General features: G+C 40.9%; 13 protein-coding genes. 2 read left to right on the forward strand and 11 right to left on the reverse strand.

Annotation, left to right across the window (positions count from 1 at the left end):
- Positions 1-390: 390 nt before the first annotated feature.
- Entirely contained in the window at positions 391-579 is a 189-nt protein-coding gene (locus IEX94_RS09795) for a YszA family small membrane protein (protein ID WP_188857029.1), read from the forward strand.
- On the opposite strand, the gene IEX94_RS09800 is transcribed toward IEX94_RS09795, so the two are convergent.
- The 7 genes from IEX94_RS09800 to hemA form a co-directional block, all read right to left on the reverse strand.
- Complete coding sequence (locus tag IEX94_RS09800) at positions 576-1,565, reverse strand: protein kinase family protein (protein ID WP_188857030.1); 990 nt, start codon at positions 1,563-1,565, stop codon at positions 576-578. The two genes, IEX94_RS09795 and IEX94_RS09800, sit on opposite strands and share 4 nt — an antisense overlap.
- Positions 1,566-1,629: 64 nt before the next feature.
- Positions 1,630-2,586 carry a LysM peptidoglycan-binding domain-containing protein gene (locus IEX94_RS09805; protein WP_188857031.1) on the reverse strand — a complete coding sequence of 319 codons (957 nt, stop codon included), beginning with the start codon at positions 2,584-2,586 and terminating at the stop codon, positions 1,630-1,632.
- 250 nt (positions 2,587-2,836) lie between these two features.
- Entirely contained in the window at positions 2,837-4,126 is a 1,290-nt protein-coding gene (gene hemL / locus IEX94_RS09810) for a glutamate-1-semialdehyde 2,1-aminomutase (RefSeq protein ID WP_188857032.1), read from the reverse strand.
- A 14-nt stretch (positions 4,127-4,140) separates the two neighbouring features.
- Entirely contained in the window at positions 4,141-5,118 is a 978-nt protein-coding gene (gene hemB / locus IEX94_RS09815; protein WP_188857107.1) for a porphobilinogen synthase, read from the reverse strand.
- A 27-nt stretch (positions 5,119-5,145) separates the two neighbouring features.
- Entirely contained in the window at positions 5,146-5,889 is a 744-nt protein-coding gene (locus tag IEX94_RS09820) for a uroporphyrinogen-III synthase (protein WP_188857033.1), read from the reverse strand.
- Complete coding sequence (gene hemC / locus IEX94_RS09825) at positions 5,889-6,815, reverse strand: hydroxymethylbilane synthase (protein WP_188857034.1); 927 nt, start codon at positions 6,813-6,815, stop codon at positions 5,889-5,891. Before hemC ends, IEX94_RS09820 begins: the two co-directional genes overlap by 1 nt.
- A 37-nt stretch (positions 6,816-6,852) precedes the next feature.
- Positions 6,853-8,226, reverse strand: coding sequence for a glutamyl-tRNA reductase (gene hemA, locus IEX94_RS09830; RefSeq protein ID WP_156856307.1), 1,374 nt, complete (start codon positions 8,224-8,226; stop codon positions 6,853-6,855).
- 755 nt (positions 8,227-8,981) lie between these two features.
- On the opposite strand from hemA, the gene IEX94_RS09835 reads away from it, so the two are divergent.
- Positions 8,982-9,461: a LiaI-LiaF-like domain-containing protein gene (locus IEX94_RS09835; protein ID WP_188857035.1), complete on the forward strand. Its 480-nt coding sequence runs from the start codon at positions 8,982-8,984 to the stop codon at positions 9,459-9,461.
- 66 nt (positions 9,462-9,527) lie between these two features.
- On the opposite strand, the gene yihA is transcribed toward IEX94_RS09835, so the two are convergent.
- The 4 genes from yihA to tig form a co-directional block, all read right to left on the reverse strand.
- On the reverse strand, positions 9,528-10,109 hold the full coding sequence (gene yihA, locus IEX94_RS09840) for a ribosome biogenesis GTP-binding protein YihA/YsxC (RefSeq protein WP_188857036.1): 582 nt from the start codon (positions 10,107-10,109) through the stop codon (positions 9,528-9,530).
- Entirely contained in the window at positions 10,078-12,426 is a 2,349-nt protein-coding gene (gene lon / locus IEX94_RS09845; protein ID WP_188857037.1) for an endopeptidase La, read from the reverse strand. Before lon ends, yihA begins: the two co-directional genes overlap by 32 nt.
- Positions 12,427-12,655: 229 nt before the next feature.
- Complete coding sequence (clpX, locus tag IEX94_RS09850) at positions 12,656-13,933, reverse strand: ATP-dependent protease ATP-binding subunit ClpX (protein ID WP_188857038.1); 1,278 nt, start codon at positions 13,931-13,933, stop codon at positions 12,656-12,658.
- Positions 13,934-14,201: 268 nt separating this feature from the next.
- Positions 14,202-15,158, reverse strand: coding sequence for a trigger factor (tig, locus tag IEX94_RS09855; protein ID WP_373290824.1), 957 nt, complete (start codon positions 15,156-15,158; stop codon positions 14,202-14,204).
- Positions 15,159-15,227: the final 69 nt, after the last annotated feature.

Here is a 15,227-nt window from a genome sequence, read left to right on the forward strand (position 1 = left end):
CTGCACTAGCACATCCTGTGCGTCGTAGCAACGTACAAACTGTGCCTCCAGGACGGGAGGTAGTTCGATGTTGCCCCAGGACGGGGCGTACTTAATCGAACTTCCCCTTCTCTGAAATGAGATAAAGGAAACATGCCCCTTTAGGGGTATGCCGCTGTTGGGCTTTAGCCCGTACTTAAGCGGCCTTCCTTTAGTTTTGAGTTGATGTTGACTTATCGATTGGAAGAGTGTGAAGTATGCTAGTTGCTGGGCGCAGAGCGGACGTGGCTAGCCCCGGATACCTAATTTATCACAGCATTTTTATTTTATAGTTTCTTATACTGGAACAAAAACGCGGGTACAACATACGATAATGCATGGGACTTCATCATTTATAATGAGGTGAATGGTATGAGTCGGTATTATCGTTATCGCCTACCTCCTTGGGCGAGGCAATGCTTGTTCGTTATAGAAAAAGCGATGGCGCCGTTATTAGTATATCAGCTTCTCCGTACGATTATACTTCCGACAACTTTAGATGTATTTTTACTAGGTGTTTTCGTATTTCTCTATATTGCTTTTTACTTGGAATGGTTTTAATCGTCTTTCCTTGCTCTTTGTTCAAGCATTTCTTGGAAACTCAACCCGAAGATTAATCGGCGGTAAATCTGTTCAAGTTCAATAGACAACTGTATATGGGAAATATTAGTTTCATTGGTTGTATGGTATTGCTCGACTAAGCGTAAATATTCTTCACTGTTCAGCAAATATAGGCTGAGTAAAGCTTGTTCCAAGGAAGTTAACGGATTCTCTTCCATATAGGTGGAGAAATTTTTCAGAAAGTGGCTCTTCAACTGAGGCTCATGGATTGCTCCGTAACGGAACAAGTCCATTAAATCAAAGACTGCATGTTTATAACAGGCGCTTTCCCAATTAATAAAATAATGATCAAATATATGGCCGGCTTGTAAATTACCATGATTCAGACTGATTCCCCAACTCGATTCCTCCTCCGCGAGGGAAAGGATTTCATCTACTAGTTGACGGGAGCGGAAAAGGGAGAATCGTATATCACGATAATGGGTTAATACTTGCAGTTCAAAGGGAGATGGATAATGTTTTTGTTCGATGATTTCTATCCACGCAAGTAGCCGAGTTTCATCTTTTGTACAGTTTCCTTGATATGTTTGAAAACGATTCGTCAATTCATCCTTGTTTAATCGGTACAGATTTTTCGTTTGAACATGAATTCTACCGATTTGCCTATAGATGGACTGGATGCGATTTTCACCAATAAATCTAGTATTTGTCTCTATCCAAGGTGTCAGGTAATAAAACTCACCTGCAAATTCAACATACATTTCCCGATTCCGGGTTAAATAAACAGGGATAATTTCATGGAGGTTTTCCTGATTTGCGCGGGTGTAGACGGACACCCAATTTTCTATGGATTGTTTATCTAACCTGCTCCGTTTTAATGCATATTCTTTTCCGCCTGCCTTTACTTTATGCAGCCGGTCCGTAACAGCGACAATTGCCTGAGGATATATATTATAGGCTTTAAGAATTTCAGCTTGTTTCTCCATCCTGATAACCTCCGGAATGCTTAACATAGGAAAACCCCTTGCTTCCATTCACAAGGGGATTATTTCATTTCTTCGGGATATACAGTAACTGTCCCTCGCTAATATCAAAGTCTTCATCAAGTTTATTTTGTTTGATTAACTGCAGGGCACTAACTTGAAATCTTTCCGCGATTGATTCGATCGTATCGTCTTCTTGCGCAATGCAAATACGCATTTTTGCATAGCTTTCTTCCTCTTCATGGCGGAATATGTCTTTTAAATAACTAACATCATTTACAACTTCATCCGTCTTTCCATCTTCTTCTACTTCCTCTTCTTCCTTCGCACGGATTATCAGTTCATTTTCTTGCACTTCTTCCGTTTCCGGTTCCGGTTCCCGTACTTCATTTACATCTATTACCTCTTCCACTTCCGTTTCTTCCTCTTGCTCCAACTCCTCTGCTACTTCCTTGGTCCTTTCCTCTTCTGCAACAACCTCTTCTCTTTCCACTTCAAATGTGAATGAGTCTGGTTCTTCGTCCTCTTCCGACTCTACTTTCCTTTCCTCTGTTTCTCGTTCTTGCCATAAATCGACTTCCGCTTTAATTCCTTGAATTTCCGCTACTGCAGTAAGCTGTAATTTTGAATTTGCCGGTAATTCATAATCAAAGTTAATAATTTCTATTCTAATATCATCCATGTTCTCAATCCGGTATTCCGGAACGGAAATATCTACAGGAAAACGATGATAAAATTCAGCCATATTATCTTCTTTACTCTCTACTTTTTCCACAAACCTTCTCGCATCCAAATCATCAAGCTCATCTAGTGCAGGGTGATCTGTTTCGTCTATCCGTTGTTCATCGCGCATATATTCTCCCCGCAGTTCAATCTCGCCCCGGATGGACACGTACGTATCATATGGTTGAATCGTTATTTCCGGATTAAGTGAAACGCCTATTAATTCGAGTACTTCATCGCCTCGGTCAAAATATAATGTTTCTTGTAATTCAAATTGAAAATTTTGATTAGCAGAAGACAAAATAACTCCTCCCTTCTCCATTGCCTATACAGTTAAACCCTGTGTATACACTATCTATATGAATGGATAAAAGGAGATATGCATGAAAAAAACCTGATACAGCTGGAGGATAGGCATAGGTGAGACCCCGCAGGGCGCCAGCCCGAGGAGGCTCACCAGCCGCCTGCGGAAAGCGAGAGGTGTCTGGACTGCGGACCTCCAGGAAACAGTTGCACTTACGCTGAATGAAAGTGATTATAATGGATTGCAGTTATTTAGTTAGATTTGCAAACACCCGGTTCACTGCTTGGATTGTTTTTTCAATGTGTTCCATCGTATGTGCAGTTGATAGGAATAGTCCTTCAAATTGGGATGGTGGCAGGAAAATTCCTTCTTCAATCATGCCGCGATAATAAGCCGCGAAACGATCTAAATCAGAAGTTTGTGCTGTTTCAAAGTTGATGACTTCTTCAGCTGTAAAGAATACACCAACCATAGAACCGACACGGTTAATTTGTAATGGAATACCATGTTGCTCGCTAGCTTCCTGGAAACCTGCCTCTAACCGGTCAGCTAATTTCCCGAGCTCTTCATACGCCGCCTCGTCCATCGCTTTTAATGTTTCGTAACCCGCTGTCATTGCTAGAGGGTTTCCGGATAATGTTCCCGCTTGATAGATCGAACCTTGAGGTGCGATTTGTTCCATAATCTCTCGTTTTCCACCGAATGCACCGACCGGAAGCCCTCCACCGATAACTTTCCCAAGACAAGTAAGGTCCGGTATTACGTCATAATAACCCTGAGCACAATTATAACCAACACGAAAGCCTGTCATGACCTCATCAAAAATAAGTAATGCACCATGTTTTGTTGTAAGTTCACGCAAGTTTTGTAAGAAGTTATTTCTTGGTGGAACGACTCCCATGTTACCGCAGACAGGCTCGGTAATGACCGCAGCAATCTGGTCTCCGTACTGTTCGAATGCAAGCTGAACACTTTCATAATCATTATATGGAACTGTAATCGTGTTACTTGCAGTCGAAGCCGGTACCCCTGGGCTGTCCGGGAGACCAAGTGTTGCTACACCGGAACCAGCTTTAATTAATAAGGAATCACCATGGCCATGATAGCTTCCTACAAATTTCACAATAATATCTCTGCCAGTATATCCACGGGCAAGCCTGATTGCACTCATCGTCGCTTCGGTACCCGAATTTACCATCCGAACCATTTCGATGGAAGGCACTCGTTCTTTTACTAGTGCAGCCAATTTATTTTCCATTTCAGTTGGTGCACCGAAACTCGTTCCTTTATCAACTACTTCTTTCAATTTGGTTGTTACCCGCTCATCGGCATGACCTAAAATAAGCGGTCCCCAACTTAACACATAATCAATATATTCATTTCCATCAATATCCGTAATCGTCGCACCTTTCCCCTCTTCCATAAAGATTGGCGACATGCCGACTGATTTAAAAGCGCGAACGGGTGAGTTCACACCACCAGGCATTAGGTCAACTGCTTCTTTATATGCATCAATGGATTTTGAAAAGTTTTTCATCGTTCGTTCCTCCTTCATGAATTACGTAAAACTGCCGCAACGTCTTTTGCAAAATATGTTAATATAATTTCTGCTCCTGCACGTTTCATGGAAGTTAGCATTTCAATCACAAGTTGTTGTTCATCAATCCAGCCATGCTGTGCGGCAGCTTTTACCATTGCATATTCTCCGCTCACATTATAAGCAACAACGGGAAGGTCAAATTCATTTCTGATGTCACGGATAACGTCGAGATAGGATAACGCTGGTTTGACCATAAGAAAGTCTGCTCCTTCTTCAACGTCTGACCGAGCTTCCCTGATTGCTTCCAGACGATTTGCCGGATCCATCTGGTATGTCTTCCGGTCACCGAACTGCGGAGCACTATCGGCCGCATCGCGGAAAGGTCCGTAAAAGGCTGAAGCATATTTAACTGCGTATGACATAATCGGAATGTGGGTAAACCCTGCCTCGTCCAGTGCTTCTCTTATAACTGCGACAAAGCCGTCCATCATATTAGATGGTGCAATAATATCCGCCCCTGCCTCAGCTTGAGATACAGCTGTTTTTGCAAGCAATTTTAATGACTCGTCATTATCTACATCATTGCCATGAATCACGCCGCAATGACCGTGGTCTGTATATTCACAAAGACATGTATCAGCAACAACGAGCAACTCAGGATACTTTTCTTTTACAAGCTTGGTGGCTTGCTGCACAATCCCGTCTTCTGCATACGCCCCGGAACCAACCTCGTCTTTACCTGTAACGACACCGAAGAACATAAGTGCACGTATACCTAATTCATATGCTTCTGTTACCTCTTCCATTAAGCGGTCCAGTGAGAATTGGTAAACAGAAGGCATCGATGGCACTTCATTCTTAATATTTTCCCCTTCGATGACAAATATCGGATAAATAAAATCTTCAACATGAAGATGTGTTTCACGCACCATCGCCCGCATTGATGCACTACTCCGTAAGCGGCGATGTCTCTTAAATTGATTATTCATTCTCAAATCTAACATTCCTTCCATCAATTAATCTTGAATCATTGCTTCGAGCATTCCTTCAATCGTGAATGTTTTTGCAGTGATCAACTGGTTGAAACCTGCCGCACTTGCCGCCTTTTTCGTCGTTGTACCGATACAGACACAAGGAACCGGAACAGGTTCTCCATATAAGTCAATAAATGCGTTCACTGTTGAAGGGCTTGTAAAGGTGAGATAATCAAAGGCATTCTTCTGTATCACTTCATGCAATCGTTCTTTTATACCTCCATTTATCATTGTCTCATATACTTCTATCGAATCGAAAGCAATGCCTCTTTCCGTGAATTTTTTCGGTAAAATATCCAAGGAACGGCTACCCCGCACTAATAAAATCTGTTCTCTATTTTGGTAAATCGGCAGGAAAATCGCTGCCAAGGATTCTGCATCATATGTATCAGGCACGAGATCAGCTGTATAGCCGAATCGTTGTAGTGCCAAATCCGTTTTATGACCAACCGCAGCGATTTTTACTTGCTCCCCAAAATGGCCACCATTTTTATCATATGCAGCAAAAAAGCAATTCACGCCATTTGCACTCGTAAAAATAATCCAATCATAGCTTTTCAGACGATTGAAAACATCCTGCTCATTGCTTGCTGTTATACTATTTATCCGAAGAAGCGGGATTTCAATCGGTATGCCTCCGAGTTCTCGTATTTTTTCCGAGAAACTCTTCGCTTGACCGGCTTCCCTTGTCACGATGATACGTTTTCCCTTTAAGTCACCGGACATTACTCCTGCTCCTCTTTCGCCTTTTGAACAATTTCTTTTGCTCCTTGATTAATAAGAAGGTCCGCAGCTTCTGTTCCAACTTCAACCGGGTTTTTCCCTTTTACTACTTCCTTCAAAATTGTTTTACCATCAGGGGTTCCGACCAACGCTGTCATTACAAGTTCATCCTCCTTGTAATAGGCATGACCGCCAATCGGCACTTGACAACCACCTTCGAGCAAGTCTAAAAATGTCCGTTCTGCTGTGACCGTTTCCGTTGTCTCCTCATCATTGATTAAGGAGAGGATTTCTCTCATTTCCTCATCGTCTTCCCGGCACTCAATCGCAAGAGCTCCTTGTCCGACTGCTGGTACACAAACTTCAGGATCAAGGTATTCTGTAACTATCGATAAGTCCATACCAACTCGTTTAATACCTGAGACTGCAAGAATAATTGCATCATAATCTTCTTCTCTAAGCTTTCTGAGGCGGGTTTCGATATTACCGCGAATCCATTTTATTTCAAGATCTGGCCTGGCAGCAAGGATTTGCGTGCTACGACGTAAACTGCTGGTACCGACAATTGCCCCCGCTGGTAATTCGTTCAGTTTCAGATCATTTTTTGAAATGAAAGCATCTCGATAATCCTCCCGAACTGGAATCGAGCCAATTATTAAGCCTTCTGGAAGTACAGCAGGCATATCTTTCATACTATGAACTGCAAAGTCGATACGCTTATCATAAAGGGCTTGCTCAATTTCTTTTACAAATAAGCCTTTACCGCCTACTTTTGATAACATGACATCAAGGATCTGGTCGCCTTTTGTAACAATTTCCTCGATGACAAATTCATTTTTCACCCCCGCTTGTTTTAATTGTTCAATAACCCATTTCGTCTGTGTCAAAGCAAGATTACTTCGCCTTGATCCAACAATAATTTTCCGCATGAAAAAACCTCCTAATTGCAAATCCGTTTCCTTGTCTCTATATACTGGAAATCTCTTTAATCCGAGGAAGCGGTGAGTTTTCCGGTCGATTCAATTCTTTCATACTTTCATTTTTTTCCGTTTGCTTTTCGAACTCCTCAACTACTTCTGCTTCAATGCCGAATATATCTACAAAAAGCTGCAGACTTTCTTCCGCATTCTCTGATCCAGCCAATTCTTTTGCCTGAGTAATCGGCTCCTTTAACAATTGATTAATAATACTTTTCGTATGCTTACTCAGAACCTTTTTCTCCCGCTCCGTTAAATCAGGCATTTTCCGTTCAATACTTTTCATCGTTTCCGCTTGAATGCCTAAAGCTTTTTTCCGAAGTGCGGAAATTACCGGGACAACACCTAGCGTGCGGAGCCACTCTTTAAATTCGATAATTTCTTCATGAAGTAACTGCTCCACTTCATTTGCAGCTTTTCTTCTTTCTTCTAAATTCTCATCGACAATATGCTGTAAATCATCAATATCAAATAAATATACTTTATCAAGTTCACCGATTGCAGGATCTATATCCCGAGGAACGGCGATATCAACTAAAAATAAAGCTCTGCCTTCTCTTCTAGAAAGAACTGGTTCGAGCATTTCCTTTGTTAGTACGATATTTTCAGCGGCAGTTGTCGTAAATAAGATGTCAGTCGATTGCAGAACTTCCAGTAGTTTCTCCATTGGTTCTGCTTCCACTTGAAATTTACTTGCCATTGTTTCTGCTTTCGAATACGTCCGATTTACAATGGTAAGATTCGATGCGCTAGCACCTTGTAAATTTTTCACAGCAAGTTCGGCCATTTCTCCTGCACCGAGAATCGTTATATTTTTATCACGAATTTTTCCTAATTTATTTTTAATCAATTCGACAGCGGTATAACTTATTGATACGGCATGTTCACCGATCGCTGTTTCATGGTGTACCCTCTTTCCAAAGGTGATAACTTGTTTGAACAGTTCATTAAAGATCGTTCCGGTCGCTTTCACTTTCTGTGATGCAAAAAATGCATCCTTCATTTGACCAAGAATCTGTGTTTCCCCTAGCACCATCGAATCTAAACCAGTCGTCACCCGAAACAGATGTTCCAGTGCATCGTCATTTTCGTTAATCTGCAAGTACTCTTCAAATTCAGCTTTGTCAATCCCGAACCAATCAGCTAAAAATGTTTTTATATAGTATCTTCCGGTGTGTAACTGATCAACAACCGCATAAATTTCCGTACGATTACAAGTTGACAATATGACGTTTTCTAAGATGCTTTTTCTTGCTTTTAGCTCAACCATTGCTTCATGTAAAGACTCCTCGGAGAAAGTCAATTTCTCCCTAATTGCAACAGGAGCATTCTTGTAGTTAAATCCAACTTTTAAAATGTGCACGTGTCTTACCTCCAGAAGTAATCAATCATTTTTCCGTAATTGCATTTACATATTCCACTATAAGTATAGTATTATTATATCATAAGGCTTTATCCAGTAATTTTACAGCTTTAGCACAATTACAATTTTGTTACAGTTATAATGTAACAAAACTTTCACAGTCTGAGACTCCAAATTCCTTTCATTCAGCGTAAGTGCAACTCTCTTTCCGGGGTCCGCAGTCCAGACACCTCTCGCTTTCCGCGGGCGGCTGGTGAGCCTCCTCGCGGGCAAGCCCGCTGCGGGGTCTCACCTAGGCCTATCGACGAACAGGAGGTTCTAATGCCGGCATTGGTCACAGGACGTGACCGTACTTAGCCGGCCTCCCGCAGGAGTCTCGAGGTGTCTGGACTGCTCCCATGAATGACCGAATTTGGAACACTATTTTTCATTTAAAGAATTAGAACTCTCATCATAGTGGGATAGTTTCCGTTAATAATAATCCTCTCTACCAGTTCAGTTGCCCGGTGGACGGTGACTCCTACGGGAATAGCACGAGTCCGGAGACCCCGCAGGGCGGTAGCCCGAGGAGGCTTCGGCTGTGCCCGCGGAAAGCATCCGTCCACCGGGCAACTGAACGGCGATTAGAGTTCTAAACTAAAGGAACGAGCAAATACACTTACGCTGAATGAAAGGGTTCATACGATTAATTTCCAGGTGCAAAGGTTTAGGGTGTAATGTTAAAATTGATTATTATTTGTTAGAGGAGAAGATGGATGAGAACACAAAATCCTTTACTTGCTTACATATTAATTGGAATTGGCGTATTTTTTCTGCTGCGTGAATTGAAACTACCGATCATTACTGATTTCTATTCTTGGCAAACCCTTTTAATTATCATAGGACTAGCCTTTTTGATTCACAGTTACCGTTCCCGCAGTTATCAACATATTTTCACCGGTATTCTTATTCTCGGTATCGGGATCCACTTACACGGATCAGCATATTATCATTTTTGGATTAATCATTGGGCAGTTTATTTAATCATAATTGGTTTAGCCTTTTTAATTCGCTATTTTAAGACGAAAACGGGCTTTCTCCCTGGTATTGCCTTCCTTGCTGTTGGAGTATTATTTATTTACTCAACCGCGTTTCATTCATATTTTTATTGGATATATGATGTAATTGCTTTAGTGGAAAGGTATTGGCCAATCATACTAATTATCTTAGGTTTTGTCTTATTAAGAAAGAAGTAGAATCATTCCAGAGGAAAGACCTCCTCTTTACGCGAAAGTAAAAATTTCCGAAAGAGGAGGTGAACCTTATAAATATTGTTTAATTGCTTGCCAAGCTTGGTCTTTCCCTTCACCGGTTTCCGCTGAAAAGGGAATGACAATGTCTTCTGCATCAACTTCAAACGTGTCTTTTACGACTTTCACATGTTGATGTTGTTTTGATTTTTTTACTTTATCGAGTTTCGTTGCGATGATAATGACAGGAAGCTCATAATATTTAAGATAATCATACATTTGGACATCGGCGTCTGTCGGTTCATGACGGACATCACAGACGAGAACAACTGCTTTCAAGTTCTCTCTTTGCTGGAAATATTCATCCATCATTTTACCCCATTTTTCTCTTTCTTTCTTGGATACCTTTGCATAGCCATAGCCCGGGACATCTACAAAATAAAAAGCTTCATTCAATTTATAAAAATTCAACGTTTGGGTTTTTCCTGGTTTTTGTGACGTTCGAGCCAAGTTTTTTCGATTAATCAATGTATTGATAAAAGATGATTTTCCGACATTCGAACGTCCCGCTAAAGCGATCTCAGATAAGCCTTCCTCCGGGTATTGCTTCTTCGAGACCGCACTAATTACGATTTCCGCTTGATTGATTTTCATTTTCTTCCTCCACCAATGCGATTTCCAATACTTCATCTAAATGACTGACCGGGATAAATGTTACATTCTGTTGTACACTTTCTGGAATAGACGCAATATCCTTCTCATTTTCTTTCGGAATAATGATTGTCGTTAAGCCAGCCCGGTGTGCACTTAATGATTTTTCTTTTAAGCCGCCGATAGGAAGTACTCTTCCCCGTAACGTTATTTCCCCGGTCATTCCAACCTCTTTCCGAACAGCGCGGCCAGTAAGTGACGAGACAAGTGCCGTTGCAATGGTAATTCCCGCTGAAGGTCCATCTTTTGGTGTGGCTCCTTCTGGTACGTGAATATGAATATCAAACTTCTCATAAAAGTCAGCAGGGATTTGCAGTTCCTTGGCACGGGAGCGGACATAACTGGAGGCAGCTTGAGCAGATTCCTGCATCACTTCACCTAGCTTACCAGTTAGAATTAATTTACCTTTTCCAGGATAGTGGGATACTTCAATAGATAAGATATCGCCACCTGCCGATGTATAAGCAAGACCGGTTGCAGCACCGACTTGGTCCTCAACTTCCATTAAACCATAACGATATAATGGTTTCTCTAGGAAATCCTCTAAATTCTTGACCGTAACGACTACTCGTTTCTTCTCACCGGAAATAATAATTTTGGCTGCTTTACGACAAACTTTAGCAAGTTGTCTTTCCAGGCTACGGACGCCCGCTTCCCTAGTATAAGTTCTTACAATTTGCAGGAGTGCTTCATCTCTAATTTGTAAATTGGATGGTTTTAATCCGTTTTCTTTAACTTGTTTTGGCAATAAGTGTTCTTTTGCGATATGGAGCTTTTCCACTTCCGTATAGCCGGAAAGAGAAATTAATTCCATCCGGTCTAAAAGCGGACCAGGAATACTATTCACATTATTTGCCGTTGCAATAAATAATACTTTCGATAAATCATATGTTTCTTCGATAAAATGATCACTGTAACTATTGTTCTGCTCTGGGTCTAATACTTCGAGCATTGCAGCGGAGGGATCCCCGCGGAAGTCATTTGACATCTTATCAATTTCATCGAGTAAAAATACCGGATTTATAGTACCTGCCTTCTTCATTCCTTGGATAATCCGACCTGGCATTGCACCAATATAAGTCCTTCGGTGACCTCTTATTTCCGCTTCATCCCTCACTCCACCGAGGGAAATACGCACGAAATTTCGATTTACGGACTGAGCAATGGAACGTGCAAGGGATGTTTTCCCAACACCAGGCGGCCCAACTAGACAAAGAATTGGACCTTTTAGAGAGTTCGTCAGCTTTTGGACAGCTAGATATTCCAAGATGCGTTCTTTTACTTTCTCCAGTCCGTAATGGCCTTCATTTAATACTTTTTCAGCTTCATTAATGTCAATTGTATCTTGCGTTTGTTTTGTCCATGGCAGATCCAATAGCCAATCCAAGTAATTGCGAATGACAGAGCTTTCTCCAGAGCTTTGTGGTACTTTCTCGTAACGGCCTAATTCTTTAAGGGCAATTTCGTAAATATGTTCCGGCATATCGGATTCGTCAATTTTTTCTCTTAATTCACTGACTTCACCGGATTTACCATCTCTATCACCGAGTTCTTTTTGAATTGCTTTTAATTGTTCACGCAAATAATATTCTTTCTGCGTTTTCTCCATGGATGTTTTAACTCGTTCACCGATTTTCTTTTCGATGCTTAGTACTTTCTTTTCATTCGTAATTAAGCTAATGATGTGTTGCATACGTTCGGTGACATTCGTCATTTCTAATAATGTCTGTTTTTCCTTTAACTTGATGGATAAGTGCGAGCTAATAATATCAGCGGCCCGTGCTGGGTCCTCCATGTCCACAACTGACTGTGCTGTTGCGCTAGACACTTTCCTGGAGAGCTTCGTATACTGCTCAAATTGTTCAAGTAGTGCACGCATGAGTGCCTCTTCTTCCGTCTGATCTGCATGTACTTCTTCTAGTTGTGCAATTTCTACTAGAACCTCGTCTTCTTCATCGATAGTGCGGACAATTTCGTAACGGTCAAGTCCTTCTACCAATACACGCAACGTGCCATTAGGCATCTTCAGCATTTGGTTGACCTTTGCAAGTGTACCAATTCGGTATATCTCATCTATTTTCGGCTGATCAATGCTCGTTTTTTTCTGTGCAGCCAGGAATATAAGTTGATCATCAACCATTGCTTTCTCCAGTGCTGCGATCGATTTATCTCTTCCAACATCCAAGTGTAAAACCATGGATGGAAACACAATTAAACCGCGTAAAGGCAGGAGGGGGACTTTCTTTATTTTGTTAACCATGATAACGACCTCCAAAATGAATATGTATAACTCCATGTTAATGCGTTCAACCGAAAAATAATAGTTAATTGATTATTATAGTTGATTTACATGTTGTAGTAAGTACTATTCCCCAATATCCTATTTATACATACAGAAATGGAGACTTACTGCTAATAGGCTCTTCAAACAGACGAGAGCATCTTTTAAGCAGCCAGTCTCCATTATCTCAAAAATGTTCTAATTCATATTACGCACTTTCTTTTGGTAAATTCTCATTACCTTCAATTACCGTACCATCACGAAATACAAGCTTAGGACTGCCATGTTCTTCTTTCACCGTATCCTCTGTTATAATACATTTCGTAATATCTTCACGGGAAGGAAGCTCGAACATAACGTCAAGCACAAGCCCTTCAATGATGGAACGAAGACCCCGGGCACCTGTCTTCCGTTCGATTGCCTTCTTCGCAATCTCACGTAGAGCAGCTTCCTCCATCTCCAGTTCCACATCATCCATTTCAAATAGCTTCTCATATTGTTTCACGAGCGCATTCTTAGGTTTTGTCAGAATTTGAATAAGGGCATCCTCATCCAATGGTGTTAAGCTAGAAATAACCGGAATACGACCAATGAATTCTGGAATTAACCCATAGCGAAGCAAGTCTTCTGGTAAAATTTTGGAAAGCAGTGCACCCATGTCCAAATCTTCTTGTTGTTCGTTTGCTCCAAATCCAATAACTTTCTTACCAAGACGGCGCTTAATTACTTGGTCAATTCCGTCAAAGGCTCCTCCTACGATAAATAGGATATTTGTCGTATCGATTTGGATGAATTCTTGATGTGGATGTTTGCGCCCGCCCTGTGGTGGTACACTTGCAACCGTTCCCTCTAGAATCTTAAGTAAAGCTTGTTGTACACCTTCACCTGAAACGTCTCTTGTAATTGACGGGTTTTCAGACTTTCTTGCTACTTTATCAATCTCATCGATATAAATAATTCCTTTTTCCGCTTTTTCCACGTCATAATCGGCTGCTTGGATTAGTTTAAGAAGAATATTCTCGACATCTTCTCCTACATAACCAGCTTCTGTAAGTGATGTAGCGTCAGCCATAGCAAAAGGCACATTAATGATGCGTGCTAATGTTTGAGCTAGTAATGTTTTACCACTTCCTGTAGGTCCAATCAGAGCGATGTTACTTTTCGCCAGTTCTACATCGTCGGTTTTATTCATTGAGTTGACTCGTTTGTAGTGATTATAAACAGCTACAGACAGACTCTTCTTCGCTTGATCTTGCCCAATGACGTAATCATCAAGGATTTCACAGATTTCCCTTGGTTTTGGGATTTCTGTAAATTCCATCGCATCTTCCGAACCGAGTTCTTCTTCTACAATTTCTGTACATAACACAATACATTCATCGCATATATAGACACCAGGCCCGGCAACTAATTTACGAACCTGTTCCTGATTCTTTCCACAAAAGGAGCATTTTAATTGTCCTTTTTCTTCATTGAATTTAAACATTTTTTCACCCCTATAGTTCATAAGAAAATTAAATTTCCTGACTTAATTATAGCAATCATATCAGATACGAAATAAAAAACAAAACGATAAACCTTGTAGCATGATATCGTAGCCACTTTAATTAATTCCATATTACTTATCTATATGACAGATAGCAACCGTTAAGTCAGTGAAATGTAAATTAATGCTTGTTCCGTTTCGGTTATACAGAAACAAGGTGCGAGGGAATTCGCACCTTGTTCATGTTGTCTTGTCTTAGCCGGGATGATTAGTTAGCTGCTTTGCTATGTTCCACTAATAGATCGATTGCTTTTCTTATTTTAAGATCGTTTTGGATTGTCTCTGTGTTTCCACCAAGGATTTGAACAAGTTGATCTTTCTCTACACCGTACATGCCAGCCATCTTGTCAATCTCTTCATTCACTTCTTCTTCTGTAGCCTCAAGATTTTCCGCATTTGCAATTGCTTCAAGCGTCAAGCTAGTTTTCACTCGTTTAGCCGCATCTTCTTTCATTTGTTCTTTCAGCGCATCTTCATCTTGACCAGAGAATTGGGAATACATTTCTAACGTCATTCCTTGCATCTGTAGACGTTGTTCAAATTCAGCAAGCATTTGTTCCAATTCATTTTCTACCATTGCATCTGGAATATCAACTTCAACATTATCAGATGCTTTTTCAATTAGACTTTCACGTTTTGCAGTTTCTGCTGCTTGCGTTCTTTCTTCCAGCATTTGTTCTTTCTTTTTCGTCTTGAGTTCTTCAAGTGTCTCTACTTCATCATCAACATCTTTCGCGAACTCATCATCAAGTTCTGGAAGTTCTTTTGCTTTGACTTCATGAATTTTAACTTTAAAAGTTGCTTCCTTACCAGCTAGATTTTCTGCATGGTATTCTTCTGGGAAGGTTACATCGATTTCTGTTTCTTCTCCTGGTTTCTTACCGATTAACTTCTCTTCAAATCCAGGAATGAATTGACCAGAACCGATTTCCAGGCTTTGGTTTTCACCTTTACCGCCTTCAAACGCTTCTCCATCAGTGAAACCTTCAAAGTCGATAACAACCGTATCGCCTTCTGCAATTTCCCCATCTTCTTTAACAACAAGCTCCGCATGTTGCTCCTGAAGATTTTTTAATTCTTGCTCGATGTCTTCATCTGTCACTTCAACTGATTCTTCTTCCACTTCTAGTCCTTTATATTCACCTAAAGTAACTTCAGGCTTCACTTCAACCTCTGCAGTGAAGATCAATTTTTTGGCTGTTCGATTGGGAAAATATCCGCCTCGTCAACTGCT

The sequence above is a fragment of the Oceanobacillus indicireducens genome (genome assembly GCF_014647195.1).
Taxonomy (GTDB): Bacteria; Bacillota; Bacilli; order Bacillales; family Amphibacillaceae; genus Oceanobacillus; species Oceanobacillus indicireducens.

Bases quoted from the DNA above. Each gene is read 5' to 3' on its own strand.
- IEX94_RS09795 (WP_188857029.1), top strand. From the start codon at position 391: ATGAGTCGGTATTATCGTTATCGCCTACCTCCTTGGGCGAGGCAATGC.
- IEX94_RS09800 (WP_188857030.1), bottom strand. From the start codon at position 1,565: ATGGAGAAACAAGCTGAAATTCTTAAAGCCTATAATATATATCCTCAG.
- hemL (WP_188857032.1), bottom strand. From the start codon at position 4,126: ATGAAAAACTTTTCAAAATCCATTGATGCATATAAAGAAGCAGTTGAC.
- hemB (WP_188857107.1), bottom strand. From the start codon at position 5,118: ATGAATAATCAATTTAAGAGACATCGCCGCTTACGGAGTAGTGCATCA.
- IEX94_RS09820 (WP_188857033.1), bottom strand. From the start codon at position 5,889: ATGTCCGGTGACTTAAAGGGAAAACGTATCATCGTGACAAGGGAAGCC.
- hemC (WP_188857034.1), bottom strand. From the start codon at position 6,815: ATGCGGAAAATTATTGTTGGATCAAGGCGAAGTAATCTTGCTTTGACA.
- IEX94_RS09835 (WP_188857035.1), top strand. From the start codon at position 8,982: ATGAGAACACAAAATCCTTTACTTGCTTACATATTAATTGGAATTGGC.
- yihA (WP_188857036.1), bottom strand. From the start codon at position 10,109: ATGAAAATCAATCAAGCGGAAATCGTAATTAGTGCGGTCTCGAAGAAG.
- lon (WP_188857037.1), bottom strand. From the start codon at position 12,426: ATGGTTAACAAAATAAAGAAAGTCCCCCTCCTGCCTTTACGCGGTTTA.
- clpX (WP_188857038.1), bottom strand. From the start codon at position 13,933: ATGTTTAAATTCAATGAAGAAAAAGGACAATTAAAATGCTCCTTTTGT.